This window comes from Clostridioides sp. ZZV14-6150, assembly GCF_020657875.1.
Lineage (GTDB): Bacteria > Bacillota > Clostridia > Peptostreptococcales > Peptostreptococcaceae > Clostridioides.
In genome coordinates, this window is record NZ_JAGWDA010000001.1 from 259,122 (window position 1) to 275,590 (window position 16,469).

The 16,469-nt window shown below is 28.2% G+C and carries 21 protein-coding genes; 2 read left to right on the top strand and 19 right to left on the bottom strand.

Features of this window, described 5'->3' with window-relative positions:
* Positions 1-50: 50 nt before the first annotated feature.
* The 19 genes from KGF41_RS01165 to prmA form a co-directional block, all read right to left on the bottom strand.
* Positions 51-650 (bottom strand): DUF4342 domain-containing protein, encoded by a 600-nt coding sequence (locus tag KGF41_RS01165; RefSeq protein ID WP_227842150.1) that lies wholly within the window; start codon positions 648-650, stop codon positions 51-53.
* Complete coding sequence (gene recO / locus KGF41_RS01170; RefSeq protein WP_227840734.1) at positions 643-1,416, bottom strand: DNA repair protein RecO; 774 nt, start codon at positions 1,414-1,416, stop codon at positions 643-645. Before recO ends, KGF41_RS01165 begins: the two co-directional genes overlap by 8 nt.
* Positions 1,382-1,537 carry a YqzL family protein gene (locus KGF41_RS01175; RefSeq protein ID WP_227828222.1) on the bottom strand — a complete coding sequence of 52 codons (156 nt, stop codon included), beginning with the start codon at positions 1,535-1,537 and terminating at the stop codon, positions 1,382-1,384. Before KGF41_RS01175 ends, recO begins: the two co-directional genes overlap by 35 nt.
* 72 nt (positions 1,538-1,609) lie before the next feature.
* Entirely contained in the window at positions 1,610-2,989 is a 1,380-nt protein-coding gene (gene mgtE / locus KGF41_RS01180; RefSeq protein WP_227842148.1) for a magnesium transporter, read from the bottom strand.
* 11 nt (positions 2,990-3,000) lie between these two features.
* Positions 3,001-3,894 (bottom strand): GTPase Era, encoded by an 894-nt coding sequence (gene era, locus KGF41_RS01185; protein WP_227828221.1) that lies wholly within the window; start codon positions 3,892-3,894, stop codon positions 3,001-3,003.
* Between the two features lie 64 nt (positions 3,895-3,958).
* Positions 3,959-4,360 carry a cytidine deaminase gene (locus KGF41_RS01190; protein ID WP_227432595.1) on the bottom strand — a complete coding sequence of 134 codons (402 nt, stop codon included), beginning with the start codon at positions 4,358-4,360 and terminating at the stop codon, positions 3,959-3,961.
* A 118-nt stretch (positions 4,361-4,478) separates the two neighbouring features.
* Positions 4,479-5,198 (bottom strand): diacylglycerol kinase, encoded by a 720-nt coding sequence (locus KGF41_RS01195; protein ID WP_227828220.1) that lies wholly within the window; start codon positions 5,196-5,198, stop codon positions 4,479-4,481.
* 5 nt (positions 5,199-5,203) lie between these two features.
* A complete protein-coding gene (gene ybeY / locus KGF41_RS01200) occupies positions 5,204-5,665 on the bottom strand; it encodes an rRNA maturation RNase YbeY (RefSeq protein ID WP_227828219.1) in 462 nt (153 codons plus the stop codon).
* A gap of 56 nt (positions 5,666-5,721) precedes the next feature.
* Positions 5,722-6,738: a PhoH family protein gene (locus KGF41_RS01205; RefSeq protein ID WP_227482837.1), complete on the bottom strand. Its 1,017-nt coding sequence runs from the start codon at positions 6,736-6,738 to the stop codon at positions 5,722-5,724.
* A gap of 37 nt (positions 6,739-6,775) precedes the next feature.
* The gene (gene yqfD / locus KGF41_RS01210) at positions 6,776-8,119 is read right to left on the bottom strand and encodes a sporulation protein YqfD (RefSeq protein ID WP_227828218.1); all 1,344 of its coding nucleotides are present in this window, start codon (positions 8,117-8,119) and stop codon (positions 6,776-6,778) included.
* Between the two features lie 12 nt (positions 8,120-8,131).
* Complete coding sequence (locus tag KGF41_RS01215; RefSeq protein WP_227432590.1) at positions 8,132-8,368, bottom strand: YabP/YqfC family sporulation protein; 237 nt, start codon at positions 8,366-8,368, stop codon at positions 8,132-8,134.
* 215 nt (positions 8,369-8,583) lie between these two features.
* The gene (hpf, locus tag KGF41_RS01220; RefSeq protein ID WP_227828217.1) at positions 8,584-9,147 is read right to left on the bottom strand and encodes a ribosome hibernation-promoting factor, HPF/YfiA family; all 564 of its coding nucleotides are present in this window, start codon (positions 9,145-9,147) and stop codon (positions 8,584-8,586) included.
* A gap of 192 nt (positions 9,148-9,339) precedes the next feature.
* Positions 9,340-9,837, bottom strand: a complete 498-nt coding sequence (locus tag KGF41_RS01225) for a TspO/MBR family protein (RefSeq protein ID WP_227828216.1) — start codon at positions 9,835-9,837, stop codon at positions 9,340-9,342.
* A gap of 110 nt (positions 9,838-9,947) precedes the next feature.
* Entirely contained in the window at positions 9,948-10,391 is a 444-nt protein-coding gene (locus KGF41_RS01230; protein WP_227828215.1) for a GatB/YqeY domain-containing protein, read from the bottom strand.
* 29 nt (positions 10,392-10,420) lie between these two features.
* Positions 10,421-10,600: a 30S ribosomal protein S21 gene (gene rpsU / locus KGF41_RS01235; RefSeq protein WP_003416618.1), complete on the bottom strand. Its 180-nt coding sequence runs from the start codon at positions 10,598-10,600 to the stop codon at positions 10,421-10,423.
* Positions 10,601-10,762: 162 nt separating this feature from the next.
* A complete protein-coding gene (locus KGF41_RS01240; RefSeq protein WP_227432586.1) occupies positions 10,763-11,113 on the bottom strand; it encodes a histidine triad nucleotide-binding protein in 351 nt (116 codons plus the stop codon).
* Between the two features lie 43 nt (positions 11,114-11,156).
* On the bottom strand, positions 11,157-12,455 hold the full coding sequence (mtaB, locus tag KGF41_RS01245) for a tRNA (N(6)-L-threonylcarbamoyladenosine(37)-C(2))-methylthiotransferase MtaB (protein ID WP_227856276.1): 1,299 nt from the start codon (positions 12,453-12,455) through the stop codon (positions 11,157-11,159).
* A 4-nt stretch (positions 12,456-12,459) separates the two neighbouring features.
* Complete coding sequence (locus tag KGF41_RS01250) at positions 12,460-13,215, bottom strand: RsmE family RNA methyltransferase (RefSeq protein WP_227828213.1); 756 nt, start codon at positions 13,213-13,215, stop codon at positions 12,460-12,462.
* 18 nt (positions 13,216-13,233) lie between these two features.
* Positions 13,234-14,181 (bottom strand): 50S ribosomal protein L11 methyltransferase, encoded by a 948-nt coding sequence (prmA, locus tag KGF41_RS01255; protein ID WP_227828212.1) that lies wholly within the window; start codon positions 14,179-14,181, stop codon positions 13,234-13,236.
* Between the two features lie 338 nt (positions 14,182-14,519).
* Here prmA and KGF41_RS01260 point away from each other — a divergent pair, with 338 nt between their 5' ends.
* A complete protein-coding gene (locus KGF41_RS01260; RefSeq protein ID WP_227828211.1) occupies positions 14,520-15,629 on the top strand; it encodes an ABC transporter ATP-binding protein in 1,110 nt (369 codons plus the stop codon).
* 29 nt (positions 15,630-15,658) lie between these two features.
* Entirely contained in the window at positions 15,659-16,426 is a 768-nt protein-coding gene (locus KGF41_RS01265) for a PucR family transcriptional regulator (protein WP_227842142.1), read from the top strand.
* The last annotated feature ends 43 nt before the right edge of the window (positions 16,427-16,469 follow it).

Genomic DNA, 16,469 nt, shown 5'->3' on the forward strand with positions numbered 1-16,469 from the left:
GATAATTCTTATAATTATCTTCTTTTCATTTTTTAAAAGTCACTTTATATCTATTTATTTTCGTCTTCGTTTTCATTATTCTTTTCAGATTCTTCTTTCATAAGATCAGCAGTTACGTCTTTATCATCTTCTTTTTTATCAACTACTACATCTTTTACATCTTTAGCTGCATTAGTTATCATATTCTTCAAAGCATGAAGTTTTTCTTCATTTAATTCACCTAAGTCTACAACTTCACCATCTTCTTCATTTTGAACTTTTATACGATATTTACTTATAACAGCTGCTGATAAACCAACTAGAGTAGCTAATGGTACAAAAGCTAATCCAACAACTCCTACTGTTAAAGGAATATTCATCATAGTTTTTCCATCTTTTTCAACTATTACTCTTACAACACTACTTTTTTTAAGAAGTTCTTTTAATTGATATTTTATATTTTCTCCATCTTTACCAAATACTTCTTCCATAGTTTCTTTAGCAGATTTAGCTTTACAATTACAAGTATTCTTTTTATTTTCTAAATATATTACTGCCTCAATTACATCTCCATTACATTCCACTAATGCTTCTTTTGCTTCTGCATAAGTTGCTCCTGGAACTCTTTCAAAGACTGAATCAACCATTTCAATAGTTATATTACTACTCATTATTATCCACTCCCTTATTATTTTTTACACTTTGCAATACGTGTAATGATTTTAGATTAATATTATCAACATAAACCTTCAAATATTTTTCTAGTATATTTTCGAGTTCATGTGTTATATATTTTGATACTTTAGCTTTGCTACATGTTAAAATATCATTCCTTAATACATATTCCATTAGACTAACAGTTGTTAAATCCAATTTTATATTATTATCAAAAAGTGTATTACACTTACTACATAGTATACCACCTTCATAAATATTAAACATAGAATTTTGCAAAATTTTACTTCCGCAATTAATACATTTATTTACTATCGGTTTAAATCCTATATAGTCCAAGAACTTTAACTCAAATGCAGCTGTTACAAATCTATTATCTGTATTCTCTTGTGTATATAAATACAGCGTCTGTGCAAGTAATATAAATAACCTATTATTAGTTTGATTTTCAAGTATAGAATTTTCAACTAATTTTGTAATATATGTAGCATAAGAAAATGCCTCTATATCGTAGGATATATTATAAAAACTTTTTATGATTTCACTTTGGGTAACCTTGTACATATTTCCTTGTTTTTTTAAAGTAAAATTGCTATAAGAAAATAACTGTGATGATGAAAGTAAAGAGCTCTTATTTTTTTTGGCTCCTTTTGCTATTGCAGATACTTTTCCAAGCTTTCTCGTAAACAGAGTAAGTATTATATCACTTTCCTTGTACCTTATAGCTTTAAGTACTATCCCCTGGGTGTTCAGGATTATCATCGTCTTCTTTTTTCTCCCTTACTTCTTCGACTTCTTCACTTAGGTTTTTGCAATCACAGAAATATAGATATGCATCTACACTACCTGTTTTTTTAAAAACTTCCCAACTGATATTGTTCATTTTTAAAAAACCCCCTTCTTACATTTATACTTATATTTTTAGTAAGAAGAGGATAAATCATACATAAAGTTATTAAACAATTTTTGACAATAATGCTGTCGTTATTATAAAATAAACTGCTATACCAGTTATATCAAGCGCTGTAGATATAATTGGTGATGAAACTGTAGATGGATCTGCATCCATCTTTTTTAATAAAACAGGCATAAATGCACCTATCGTTGCACCCAAAACCATATTTATAAATAATGATATTGAAACAATTAATACAATATCTAATTTTTTCATGACAAAGTAAATTACAATACCTGTTATTATACTACACAAAAGGCCTGTAATAATTCCTACAATACCTTCTCTTACTACATTGCTAAAATTCAAATCTTTGTTAGACAATGTTATTACTGTAACAGATGATGATTGTGTTCCAATATTACCACCCATACCTATTACTACAGGTATAAAAAATACCAACGGAGCATATATAGGATTCATTATATAATCTAAATTAGAAAGTATTAAAGAAGCTAATAGACCTCCAATTAATGTAATAATTAACCATGGCAGTCTACCTCTAAGAGCTGATATTGTCTGCTCTTTTAATGTAGGATTGTCCTTTTCAGCCACTTCTCTTTCATGCTCTGAACTTCCTGCAAATTTATACATATCTTCAGTTGCTTCTTCTTCCATAACATCTATTATATCATCTACTGTTATTATCCCTTTTAGCTTTTCTTGTCTATCTACTACTGGAATTGCTATTAAATTGTATTTCGATACTAACCTAACTGCTTCTTCTCTATCTTCATCTACATAAACAGAGATTATATTTTCACTCATTAAGTCTTCTACTATATTTGCATCTCTCGCTATTATTAACTCTCTTAACGATAATACTCCAACTAGCTTTTCTTCATCATCAACTACATATATATAATAAATAGTCTCAGCTTCATCAGCTTCTTCTCTCATATGTTCTATTGCCTCAAGAGCTGTCATATCTTTATTTATAGAAATATATCCAGTGGTCATCGTTCCACCTGCAGAGTCTTCATCATAGAATAATAATTCTTTTACATAGTCAGCGTTTTCTTGATTTAAAAGATTTATTATATGTTCTCTTTCTTCTTCTTCAAGCTCACTAAGTTTGTCTGCCATATCTCCAAGAGACATAAGTTCAAGTATGTTTTTTGCGTGTTCTACATCTAACTTAGATAAAATACTAATAAAAAACTCTACACTACCTTCTTCTAATATAGAAGATGCCATATCCAGAGGAAGTACTTCAAACAGTTGAATTTTCATGTCTTCCTCTAAATTTTCCATTATATCGAATATATCAATTATATGATATTCCTCTATTAATTCTCTTAACTCCAATACTTTATTATTATCAATTAATGATTTTACTTCATATAATAAATCTTGGGAAGCATCCAGTTTCCTATCCATATAACCCACCTTTATTTATCATTATATCCAAAATTATTTATATAATTTTGTAAATTTCTCCAATTTTCTTTAACCTTAACCCATAATTGGAGATTTATTTGTGAACCTAAAAGTAATTCTATATCTTGTCTTGCTGATTTACCTATTCCTTTTAGCTTCCTACCATTCTTTCCTATTATTATTCCCTTATGTGAATCTCTTTCACAATATATTACAGCAGATACATCTACTATTTCTTTATCATTTCTTGCTTTCATTTTTTCAATTTCAACAGCTACACCATGAGGTATTTCATCATTAAGATAATGAAGAACTTTTTCTCTTATAAGTTCTGCTATTAATACTCTCTCTGGTTGGTCTGTAATCATATAATCTGGAAAATACTTTGGTCCTTCTTCTAAGTAATTTTGTATAACTTTTATTAAAGTATCTGTATTTTGCCCTTTTAATGCTGATATTGGTACTATCTCTTTGAAAATACCTTCTCTATCATACATTTTTATTATATCAAACAATTCATCTTTTTGGCCTAGTTGGTCTATTTTATTTACAACTAGAATTATTGGTGTCTTAACAGATTTTAAATCCTCTATTATTTTTCTGTCTCCAGGACCTATTTTTTTAGAGTCATCAACTACAAATAATATTAAGTCTACATTTTTAAAAGCTTCTGTTGCTGCCTTTACCATAAATTCACCTAATTTATTTTTAGGTTTGTGAATACCTGGTGTATCTAAAAATACTATTTGAGTTTCTTCATCTGTATAGACTGCTTGTATTGTATTTCTTGTAGTCTGAGGTTTATCACTCATTATAGCTATCTTTTCCCCTACTACATTATTCATTAAAGTAGATTTCCCTACATTTGGTCTACCTACTATACTGACAAATCCTGATTTGAACATTAACTGTCTCCTAACTTTTACCTTCTTGTATTTAACTACTTTAAATTCATTTTAATTTTTTAATTTATTTTAAATCATTTCCAGAGAAATAGTTTGGTAGCAAATCTTTTATATCATGCTCAAACACCTCTCCTTTAGTATATCCTGTTATTATTTTTATATCAGAACCAAACTCTATAATTACTTGTCTACATATTCCACAAGGATATGTTTGCTCATTATTTTCTGAGTTATCACTTGCTATAGCTATTTTATATATATCTTTGTCACCTTCTGATATAGCCTTAAAAATAGCTGTTCTTTCTGCGCAATTTGTTCCACCTAATGATGCACATTCTATATTACATCCAGTATAAACTTTTCCACTCTTAGTTAAAAGAGCTGCACCCACTCTAAAACTTGAGTAAGGAGCATAAGAATGTTGTCTAGCATCTTCTGCCAACTTTAACAATTCTATGTTGTCCACAACATCTCCTCCTGTATACACTTATTAGAATTTCTTTTTATTTAATACTCTACATTATATCATAAAAATTTAATTATCACAGATTTGTTTCATTTTAAATATTTTATGTACATTCATTTTAATTATAAAACATTCCAAGCTGAAATACTAATATTGCTATTAACACGCCTAACAAAGCTCCTGCTATAGTTTCCCAGAATGTATGTATTTTTCCCTCAATCCTACTTTGAGCAACCAATACAGCCATTATATATGCAAGAGTAGATGCAACTACTCTTTCTGTCATAAGCGTAATTGCAGTTGCTATAGCAAATGCTAAAGCAGCATGACCACTTGGCATACCTCCTTTTAAAGGTGTCCCTGTTGAAGTCAATGCTTTTACTACTACTACAGCTATAAGAACCAATAATATACATATCAAGGTTATATGCAGTTCTGATTCTCTTATCTTATAAATTAGAATCCCAGATATATCTGTCAATTTATCATAAAATAAAATATATCCAACCACCACTGAGTTTAATGCTGCTACTAGTACACCACCTGCTGCAACATCTTTTGCTATTTTTGCAAGTACATGATATTCATCAGTTACCAAGTCTACTGCTTTTTCTATAGCTGTATTAAACATCTCAGCAACTACAACTAAACAGATAGACATAAGTAACATTATCATTTCCAATTTTGAAAAGTTAAAAAATAAACTTATTATAAGCACAGCAACTGAACCTAAGTAATGTATTTTCATATTCCTTTCAAATTTAAATGTATATAATATTCCTTCTATAGCTGCGTTAAAAGCTTTAATTATACCTTGACGAGTTTTTCCTGTTTTCATAAGAATTACTCCCTTGTTATGTTTAACTTATTTAATATGTATTCTTCTTTTTCTCTCATTTCCTTTGTATTTTCATCTGTATCATGGTCATACCCTAAAAGATGAAACATACTATGACATATTAAAAAACATACTTCTCTTTCAAAACTATGATTATATTCTATGCTTTGCTCTAAAGCTCTCTCAAGAGATACTACTATATCTCCTAAAGATTCTTCTTCCAATTCAATATCTTCAAAATCATCACTTAAAAGAGGAAATGATAAAACATCAGTTGGTCTATCAACCCCTCTATATTCTCTATTTAATTCATGAATCTCTTTATTATCTACAAAAGAAAGACTCACTTCATAATTATCATCATATCCTTCATAATCCAAACACTCTAAAATTATATCTTTTATTTTTTCTATTAGTTCTTCATTTACTTCTAATTTATCTTGTCTATCATCTAATATCAAATCCATTAATTACACCTACTTTTTATTCATTAATAATGCTATACATCTATATTACTACACTTTTACTTTCTTTTGAAAGTCTTTTCCTGTATTTTCATTTTTTTGCGCTCTTCTTTTTTAAATTCTTCTTTTTTATCATGCTTCTCATAAGCTCTTATTATTCTTTGTACTAACTCATGTCTTACAACGTCTCTGTCTGTTAACATTATAGAGCCTATCCCTTGAACGCCCTTAAGAATCTCTGTAGCTTGTATAAGACCACTTTTTTTATTTTGTGGCAAATCTGTTTGTGTTATATCACCTGTAACTACAGCCTTAGAACCAAATCCTAATCTAGTTAAAAACATTTTCATTTGCTCAGAAGTTGTATTTTGAGCTTCATCTAATATTATAAAAGAATTGTCAAGAGTTCTACCTCTCATAAATGCAAGTGGTGCGACTTCTATAGTACCTCTTTCTAAATATTTATTAAACTTATCAGCACCCAACATTTCAAATAATGCATCATATAATGGTCTTAAATATGGGTCGACTTTATCTTTTAAATCTCCTGGTAAAAATCCTAAACTTTCTCCAGCTTCCACTGCTGGTCTTGTAAGTATAATTCTACTAACTTCATCTCTTTTAAAAGCTTTCACTGCCATAGCCACAGCAAGATAAGTCTTTCCTGTTCCAGCCGGTCCAACACCAAAAGTTATATCATTATTTTCTATAAGCTTTATATACTCTTTTTGCCCTAAAGTTTTAGGTTGAACAGCTTTACCTCTTTGAGTTATAACAATTGTACCTTCAAGTTCTTTTATCTTTTGCTCACTGCCTTCAAGTAAAAGAGATAATGAATAAGAAATGCTTTGTTTATCTAAATGCTTACCATTTGATACAGTTTGATGCAATTCATTCATAAGTTTTAATGCAGAATCTACATTTTTTTCCTCTCCTATTAAAATTATATTACCCTCTCTAAGTATTACATCTATATTTAAAGTTTTCTCTATTAATTTTACATTTTCATCAAAGTTGCCAAATAACTCTCTTTCAAAATTGCCATCTGCTATTGTAAATTTTTTTTGTATTATCAATTGAATTAATCCTCCTCAAGTTTTAGGTTAAATTTTATTAATTGTTGTTACTATTATTATTTTGACTATTGTTACTATTTTGATTGCTATTATTTCCATCAGAATTATTTTGGTCGTTATTATCTTTATTATCCTCATTAAACTCATTTCTTATATCATTTATGGGTCTTTTTTGTGGATTAGAAGGAACTTCCTCTTCTCCTTCTTTCGGTTTACTATCTTCCTTTATAAATCTTTCTGCCTCTGATTTACTAAGAGGATAAATTTTAGCGATATTTTCACTAGTTTGAACTGTTATTAAATATTCTAACATATTTTTATTAACCTTATAGCTATGTTTTACATCTATTATTCTAGCCGAAGCTGGTATTATGTATTCTAATTCTTTTAAAGCTTTTTCAGATAGTTCTTTTTTCAACTCTTCTTTATTCTTTTTCACTTCAACTTTTTTGGTTTCATAAAAAGTACTCGTCTTTATTTTTATAGGGAAAGTATAGTCTCCCATTGAAAGTCTTTTTTCTTTATTTTCAACAACATAATTCTTATATTTTATATTTTTTCTAATTGTAAATTCTTTATCATAAAAACTTATTGTGTGTACTTTTTTCTTTTCTCCAGTTTTTTTATTTACAGTATCTACATAGCTTGCCTTTTTAGTAGATTCATAGAAAGTACTTGCCCATACTTCTGGTATTGATTTTGTATTAGCACCATTTAGTAAGACATCTCCCTTTTGGACTATATCTCCAGATTTAACAACAGATTTACCACTTCTAGGGATTACCTTTTCTATTATACCATTTTTTAAAGCAATTACATTACAATAATTTGATTGGTCTGTAGATTTTAAGGATTCAGCCTTTTTTGTAACAGTAACAAATATATTGGTTCCCTTTACATTAATAGATAAATATGCAACATCATTAAATTTTGACATCATATGGTCTCTAACTTCTTTTCTATCAACACTCTTTTTGTATACTCCTGGTCTCACTCCAACTTTATAAAGTTCACTTCTAAGAGCTTCTTTTTTTATACCTTCTGGAGATTGTATATACACATCCGTTACAAATTGTGATGTTGACATCAATAAAAGTAAAGAAACAATAGCACAAATCCACATACCTTTGTGCTTATAAATTCTTTTAATAATAAAAGGAACTCCTGTTTTTTGTTTTACCTTAATATCAAACTTACTCCCTCTATAAATATTCTTAAATTCTTTTATATCTTGTCTATTTATATTAAACTCGATTTTAGTATTTTTTATTCTAGTTACATTGTAAACATTTATCCCGTTTCTTATAAGATGATTTAAAAATTGTTCAAGCCCTACTCCTTCCACAACTATAACATAGTATCCCCTTATAAAACTTATCAAGTGTATCTCCTCCTAATCAACATACTCCACATTGTATATAATTCCCTTTATACCTATCTCACTGTCAGTAATATACTTAAGTGAAAGTTTATCCCCAGATATTTTAATTGTTTTTACCTTAGTCTTTATTTTTATTAAATCAACTTCATATTCTAGTATTGATAGATAATTTTCTATACTCATAAAAGTATTACTTGTAACAGTAACAACTGGTTGATTTACTTGTAAATCAGTGGATATTTCTAACATGAGCATTACCCCCTTAATTAATTTTATGCTTAAAATAGGTATTTATGCACTTTATTGATACTATCATGGAGTAGTTTTAAAATTTTTTAGACAGTAAATACCTAATATTTAATATATTATTTAAACAAGAAAAAGGTAATCATATTGATAAAAATCAACATGATTACCTTTTTACTTTTTTTTATATAAAATCTAAAAAGTATACAATTTTTTTATTAGTCTTGCTCTATTAAACCATATCCACCTGCTTTACGCTTATATACTATATTTATTTCAAAATTATCTTGATTTCTAAACATATAGAAATTGTGTCCTACCAACTCCATCTGAAGAATTGCCTCTTCTGAACTCATAGGTTTTACATTAAATTTCTTTCTTCTTTCTATAACTATATTTTCATCTTCCTCATCATCATAATCATAATCATTAAATTCGCCACTATTATCTATAAAGTCAATATTTTCAAATCTTATGCTCTTATTATTTTGAACTTTGTCTTTAACCTTAGTCTTATACTTTACAACTTGTCTACTTAATTTGTCACAAACAATGTCAATTGCTGCATATAAATCTTCTTCTACATCTTCTGCCCTTATTATTTGACCACTAATAGGAATTATTGTAACCTCCACTTTCTGTCTATCCTTTTTCGCACTTACTGTTACTTTCACTTCTGATTCAGGATCAAGGTATTTTTCTAACCTACTTAATTTTCCATCTACGTATCCTTTTATTCCGTCAGTTAATTTCATTTGTCTCCCAGATACTATTATTTGCATAAAAACCTCTCCCTTCGAGCCTTTCCAATTCTAATACTTTAATATGTTCATCTTTAAATATATTTTTGATACATTTATTATATTTAAATTAATATAATTGTATATGAAAATGATTATTTTTAATAGTCTATTTATTTTTTATTTGATATGATATTATTAAAAGTACGGGGTAATTTACAAAACCTTTACATTCTATTTATTAATAAACCATATAAAATAATTCAAAAATCCAGCATAAACCAACCACATTAGATAAACCAAATTTATATATCCAGCTCTCTTATCTATTTTAGAAAATTTCAAAATAACTACTATAGAAACCATAATCATTATTATGATGTCTATTAAAGCTGTAAATCTAAGTCCAAATCCAAAAAATAATATACTCCAGACAAAATTTAATGCAAGTTGTAATCCATAATAAAATACTGCATCTCTTACTTTAGGCAAGTTGTAACCTTTTTTTAATATTAGGTATGAAGATATACCCATCAATATGTACAATATAGTCCAAATTATAGGGAAGATAAAAGCTGGTGGTGCAAAACTTGGTTTTGTAAGTTGTAAATAGTACGTTGAAATATCTGTTCCACTAATCAACATGGTCAAAATACTACTTAAATAACCTATTATTAATGGTATTGATATGTTTATCAAAAAATTTCTAATTTCCTTTACCGATATAATCAAATTTTTCCCCTTCTTTCAAAATTTTCTTTGATTATAGATATGCTTAGATATGACTTGTTATTCTCAAAAATTATAAAAAGCCTAGAGATTTCTCTCTAGGCTATATCAATCTATTGTAAGTTTTGTTTTACCAACTTATTTATAAGTTTTCCATCAGCTCTACCCTTAACTTTTGGTTGAATAACTGACATTATTTTTCCCATATCTTTCATAGATGTTGCTCCTACTTCAGATATAGTACATTTTACAATTTCTTCTAACTCTTCTTCGCTTAATTGTTGAGGTAGGTACTCTTTTAAAACTTCAATTTCAGCTTCTGTTTCTTTTATTAAGTCTTCTCTTCCAGCTTTTTCAAATTCAACTAATGCATCTCTACGTTGCTTTAATTGTTTTGCTATTACATCGATAATTCCATCTTCATTAAGTTCAGTTCTATTATCAACTTCATACTGCTTTATGGAAGCTCTTATTAAAGTTACTACAGATTTTCTCACTGTATCTTTGTTTTTCATCGAAGATTTCAAATCCTCTTGTAACTTTTGCTTAAGGGACATCCCCTTCACCTCTTTATTCTTATTTACTACTATTTTTTAGCGTTTTTTCTTCTTGCTGCTTCAGCTTTTTTCTTACGCTTAACGCTTGGCTTATCATAGTGCTCTCTTTTTCTTACTTCTGACATGATGCCAGACATTGCACATTGACGCTTAAATCTTCTTAAAGCGCTGTCTAATGTTTCATTTTCTCTAACTCTTACTTCTGACATTTCTTTTTCCCTCCCTCCAATAGCGCAATTATGCTGGGACTGTAACTATGTTCTTTTTGCATAATATGCATTACAACCTAACACTTTGTTTATTATAAACTAAATTTTTACTTTTATCAAGTATTTTTATCAAGAAGGAACTCAATTTTTCAATAATTTAGTTTAGTTTTGTTCTGCTTCGTAATTAGGAAGCTTTTTACCTGCTAAAATATGATAGTGCAAATGCTTAACTTCTTGCCCTCCATCGCTTCCACAATTATTTATGATTCTGAATCCAGTTTGGTCAAAACCTTTCTCTTTAGCTATTTTATTAATAACAACATGAATATGTGACACAATATCCATTTCTATATCAGGAATATCAATTACACTATCATAATGTTTTTTAGGTACAACTAATATATGATATGGAGCAACTGGGTTCAAATCATTAAATGCCAATACTCTTTCATCTTCATAAACTTTAGTTGAAGGTATTTCTCCGTTCGCTATTTTACAAAATATACAATCCATTTCCTTCCACCTCCTATCTTATAAATATTATAATTTCTACATGTTATAGCAAAATTCCTTCTACATATTCATTTTTTACATCATTTATTTTTACTTTTAATATCTGACCTTGTATGTTTTTGTCACTTTCAACAACAACTCTTATATAATTTGAAGTTAGTCCCTCAAACTTATTCCCCTCTATATTTTGTTCAAATAAAACATCTAATTCACTGCCAATAAATTTAGTTGCAAACTTATTAAAGTTTTCTTTGCTTAAATTTAAAAGTTGTTCACTTCTAAAGTGTTTTATTTGAGGGTCAATTTGATTTTCCATAGTTGCAGCTGGAGTTCCTTTTCTTGGCGAATATTTAAAAATGTGCATTTGTGAAAGCTCTATATCTTTTAAAAACTCGTATGTTTGTTTAAATTCCTCATTTGTTTCTCCTGGAAAACCTACTATTACATCTGTAGTTATTGCTACATTTGGCATTTTATCTCTTAATCTATCCACAATAGTCTTATACTCTAAAGTTGTATATCTTCTATTCATTCTTTTTAGAGTTTCATCACATCCACTTTGAAGTGATAGATGATAATGAGGACAAACCTTCTCCATCTTTAAAACTTCATTCACAAATTCATCAGTAAACAAAATTGGTTCAACAGAGCTAAGTCTAATTCTCTCTATTGCATCTATCTCATTTATTTGTTTTATTACATCAAGAAGTTTAATATTCTTATCTTTTAAATCTTTTCCATAAGATGCTACATGTATTCCTGTTAATACAATCTCTTTATAGCCATTTTTAGCCAATTTTTTCACTTCATCAACTATACTATCAATATCCCTACTTCTAACACGTCCTCGGGCATAAGGAATGATGCAATAGGTACAAAATCTGTCACATCCATCTTGAATTTTCATAAATGCTCTAGTCTTTCCATTAGTCTGACTAATTTCTATTTCTTCAAATGCCTTTACCTTCATTATATCATCAACTGTGCTAACTTTTTTACTTGCATCTATCTTTCTAATCTCTTCAACAATCTTTCTTCTATCATTTGTACCCATGACTAGGTTTACTTCTTCTATATCCAAAATTTCTTCTGGCGATACTTGCGAATAGCATCCCACAACAGCTATTATTGCATCTGAATTTTTCTTTTTAACTCGTCTTATATATTGACGAGATTTTCTATCACTCATATGAGTTACTGTACATGTATTTATAACATAAACGTCTGCATATTCTTCACTATTAACTTGTTCATATCCATCTTTTTCAAATAGTTCTAGCATAGCTTCAGTTTCGTATTGATTGACTTTACACCCAAGTGTATAAAAAGCTACTTTTTTCAATTTATTATTCTCCTCCTAAATCACTTAGCTCATACAAAGCTATTGTTGATGCTACAACAGAAGCTGTCTCAGTTCTCAATATTCTAGGTCCTAATGATACAATGCTGCAATTATTTTTTTGAACTTGTTCTATTTCTTCCTCAGCAAAACCACCCTCTGGACCTACAAAAATTCCAACCCTATCTATATTAGAATCACAACTTTTAAGTGCCTGTTTTATTGAGACAGTTCTTTCATTTTCATAAGGGCAGATATTTACATCATTTTTTTTCATATCTTCTAAAGCTTCTTTGAAACTTAAAACACCTCTTAAATTTGGTATTTTACCTCTTTTACTTTGCTTTGCGGCTTCATAAATTATTCTTTCCCAACGTTCAAATTTTTTATCTTCTTTTTTATCATCAACTTTAGCAACACTTCTCTTAGTTTGAACTAATATTATTTCATCTACACCAACTTCAGTTAATTTTTGAAGTATCATTTCCATCTTTGGAGCTTTTGGAAGACCTTGATATAACTTTACCCTCAGTTTAGATTCTCTATTTATATCAACTTCTTCTAAAATTTTTAAATTAACCATATTTTTTTCTATATTTGTTATCTCACAAATGTACTCATTATTATCTTTATCACATATCTCAAGTTTTTCCCCTAGTTTACACCTTAAAACTTTTGAAATATGTTTTACATCTTCACCTTCTATAATGCAGGCTTTGTCTTGTAAATTTATATTATTTTTTTCAACAAAAAATCTATCCATTACACTCCACCCTGCCTTTTACTTTTTAAGTTTAGAAACTATTGCCGACCATTCGCCTAGTTTTTGAACCTCAACTATTTCAAATCCATTTTCGATTAAACTTTCTTTAACTTCCTCTACTTTGTCCAAAATTATACCTGAAGATATAAATATAGCATCTTCTTTCATAAAATTTTGTACATCTTTTGCAAGTATTTTTATTATATCAGCTATTATATTTGCAACTATAACATCAGCTTTATCCTTTATTACATCTGTTAAATTACCATGCATTACAGATACATTCTCTTCAACTTTATTTTCAAGCACATTTTCTTTTGCAACTTTTACTGCAACTTCGTCTAAATCTACAGCTACAACTTCTTTTGCCCCTAATTTAGCTGCTGCTATTGCAAGAATTCCGCTACCACAGCCAATATCAAATACTTTAGAATCTTTATTTACATATTTCTCTAATTCTCTAATACACATACTAGTAGTCTCATGTGTTCCTGTACCAAAAGCCATACCAGGGTCAAGTTCTATTATCAAATCCCCTTCTTGCATATTATAATCTTCCCATGTAGGTTTTACTACTACCCTTTGTCCTACTTTTGTTGGTTTATAGTATGCTTTCCATGCATTTGCCCAATCAGCTTCATTTACTTGGTCTAGTGACACACTTCCTTCACCTATATCTATACCAAAATCTCTTAAGCCTAAAACTTTTTGTTTTATAATTTCGACAAATTCCATCACATTTTTTTCTTCTGAAACATAAGTCTTTATTAATACATCTTCTTCTTCGTTCTTTTTAAATACTTCTTCTTCTACATAATCCCAATCTAATTCATTTTTCTTTTGAAATAAGAAATCTTTTGGGTCTTCTATTACAGCTCCTCCAGCTCCTTGTTCATATAGTATATTTGTTATTGCTTCAACTGCTTCTGTTGTTGTTTTTATAGTTACTTCTATCCAATTATTCATAAGTTTACCTCTCTTTTCTATATTAATTTTCCTATTTTTCCATAACTTTTATTATATCATAAATATCATACTTTTTTGTTTTATAAATTTTTTATTAGTTTATATCTATATTATAGTAAATTTACTTAATTTATAATAAATTGTCTAGCTTATTTTTAGCACTTTATTTGATTATACTTTTTCCTAAATGCATTTTAAACAGTGAGCATTATATTTATTACATACAAATCACCAAAATGTACATTTTAAACAAAAATTTTTAGTTATTTTATATGTTTCCTACAATAAAATCATCTGATATTATATAATTAAAATTTAAATTATTAAGGAGAACTATAATGTCAGAAGTAATATTAAAAGATATATCAAAACTTTATTCTAATGGATTTAATGCAGTAAAAAATATAAATATAGATATTAAAGACAAGGAATTTATTGTTTTAGTAGGCCCATCTGGTTGTGGTAAATCGACAACGCTTAGAATGATTGCTGGTCTTGAAGAAATATCTTCTGGAGAATTATATATTGGAGATAAACTTGTCAATGATATAGAACCAAAGGATAGAGATATAGCAATGGTTTTTCAAAATTATGCTTTATACCCTCACTTATCTGTTTATGAAAATATGGCATTTGCACTTAAACTTAGAAAAATGCCAAAAGATGAAATAGATAAAAAAGTTAAAGAAGCTGCTAAAATATTGGATTTAGTTCCTCTTTTAGATAAAAAACCTAAAACATTATCTGGAGGTCAGAGACAAAGGGTTGCTCTAGGACGTGCAATAGTTAGAAACCCTAAGGTATTCTTAATGGATGAACCTCTATCTAACTTGGATGCAAAACTGAGAACTGCCATGAGAACAGAAATAACTAAGTTACATCAACAACTTGGAACTACATTCATCTATGTAACACATGACCAAGTTGAAGCTATGACTATGGCCGATAGAATAGTGGTAATGAAAGATGGAGTGGTACAACAGATTGCAACTCCACAAGATGTATACGACTATCCAGCTAATGTGTTTGTTGCAGGATTTATTGGAGCTCCACAGATGAATTTTATTGATGTGACATTGATAGAAGAGAATGAAGAAATATATGCTAAAAACGAATACATTAAGATAAAATTAAATAGAGAAAAACACTATGATTTAATAAAAGACAACTATATTGGAAAAGAAGTTATTATGGGTATTAGACCAGAGGATATACATATAGAAGATACTTTTATTAAAGCTAATCAAGATACTTGCTTTAAGTCAACAGTTGAAATAAAAGAACTTATGGGAGCAGAGACTTATGCTCATTTAAAATTAGATGTAAATACAATAACAATTCGATTTGACAGCAAAAATAGAGTTGATGTTGGTGATAACTTAACACTTTCAGTTGATAATAATAGAATACACTTATTTGACAAAGAAACTGACTTAGCTATAAGATAAGAGTATAATCTTATTTCTAAGGAGACTTTATGGAAGACTTGAAAAGTTTTTTTGAAAAACAACTCAATAAAAAAATAAATATTTACCCTTATAAAAATCAAAGTTTAGATGCCAATAGTCATTTAGTTACTTTTAATGATACTGTTTATGTTATTGATTTTTTAGATGAAAATAACTTAGATAATCTAAATGGTCACTTTTATTTAATTTATCAGCCACATATAGATTTTGAATATTTAAAAGGTATTTTTTATAACTTATATGATGATATAAATATAATGCAACATAGTAGTTTTTTTGTAGTAAACTCTAAATATAACTTAGATATTAATGTAACTACACAAAATATAATTGAAACTGAAACTTATCAAAGTACTTATATTTTTTATCTTGGTGAGTTAGATAACAAATCTGATTTTAATTTTAGATTACAGTTATGCTCTGATTTACTATCTCATATTGTAAAAGATAATGCTAAAGATAAATTTTTAAATTTATTTGACCTTATTAGATATAAAACTTTAGACTTAATTAACAAGGACGATGTACTTAATAGACTGATAGACTTCAATAAGATAAAATCTATTGATGAAGAGCTTCTATCTACAGGAATAAAATTTATAAATAATGACTTAAACATCTCTAAAACATCTAGTGATATGTTTTTACATAGAAATACACTGGTGTATAGGCTAGAAAAAATTAATGAAATACTCAACCTTGATTTAAAAAACTTTGAGAATGCAATGATTTTTTATCTAAGTGTAAAATCTTATTTTCTATATAAAAAAATTTAACTACTAAATTAAGCAGAAATTTTGTATATTAGTTCAAATTTCT

What these genes read in the sequence shown, in the direction of transcription:
- prmA (WP_227828212.1), bottom strand. Translation starts at nt 14,181, where the DNA reads ATGAATAATTGGATAGAAGTAACTATAAAAACAACAACAGAAGCAGTT.
- rpsU (WP_003416618.1), bottom strand. Translation starts at nt 10,600, where the DNA reads ATGTCAGAAGTAAGAGTTAGAGAAAATGAAACATTAGACAGCGCTTTA.
- ybeY (WP_227828219.1), bottom strand. Translation starts at nt 5,665, where the DNA reads ATGGATTTGATATTAGATGATAGACAAGATAAATTAGAAGTAAATGAA.
- KGF41_RS01260 (WP_227828211.1), top strand. Translation starts at nt 14,520, where the DNA reads ATGTCAGAAGTAATATTAAAAGATATATCAAAACTTTATTCTAATGGA.
- era (WP_227828221.1), bottom strand. Translation starts at nt 3,894, where the DNA reads ATGTTCAAATCAGGATTTGTCAGTATAGTAGGTAGACCAAATGTAGGG.
- KGF41_RS01195 (WP_227828220.1), bottom strand. Translation starts at nt 5,198, where the DNA reads ATGAAAACAGGAAAAACTCGTCAAGGTATAATTAAAGCTTTTAACGCA.
- KGF41_RS01175 (WP_227828222.1), bottom strand. Translation starts at nt 1,537, where the DNA reads ATGAACAATATCAGTTGGGAAGTTTTTAAAAAAACAGGTAGTGTAGAT.
- KGF41_RS01250 (WP_227828213.1), bottom strand. Translation starts at nt 13,215, where the DNA reads ATGGATAGATTTTTTGTTGAAAAAAATAATATAAATTTACAAGACAAA.
- KGF41_RS01230 (WP_227828215.1), bottom strand. Translation starts at nt 10,391, where the DNA reads ATGTCCCTTAAGCAAAAGTTACAAGAGGATTTGAAATCTTCGATGAAA.
- recO (WP_227840734.1), bottom strand. Translation starts at nt 1,416, where the DNA reads ATGATAATCCTGAACACCCAGGGGATAGTACTTAAAGCTATAAGGTAC.
- KGF41_RS01240 (WP_227432586.1), bottom strand. Translation starts at nt 11,113, where the DNA reads ATGGATTGTATATTTTGTAAAATAGCGAACGGAGAAATACCTTCAACT.
- hpf (WP_227828217.1), bottom strand. Translation starts at nt 9,147, where the DNA reads ATGCAAATAATAGTATCTGGGAGACAAATGAAATTAACTGACGGAATA.
- KGF41_RS01165 (WP_227842150.1), bottom strand. Translation starts at nt 650, where the DNA reads ATGAGTAGTAATATAACTATTGAAATGGTTGATTCAGTCTTTGAAAGA.
- KGF41_RS01215 (WP_227432590.1), bottom strand. Translation starts at nt 8,368, where the DNA reads ATGTTAGAAATATCCACTGATTTACAAGTAAATCAACCAGTTGTTACT.
- KGF41_RS01265 (WP_227842142.1), top strand. Translation starts at nt 15,659, where the DNA reads ATGGAAGACTTGAAAAGTTTTTTTGAAAAACAACTCAATAAAAAAATA.
- mgtE (WP_227842148.1), bottom strand. Translation starts at nt 2,989, where the DNA reads ATGGATAGGAAACTGGATGCTTCCCAAGATTTATTATATGAAGTAAAA.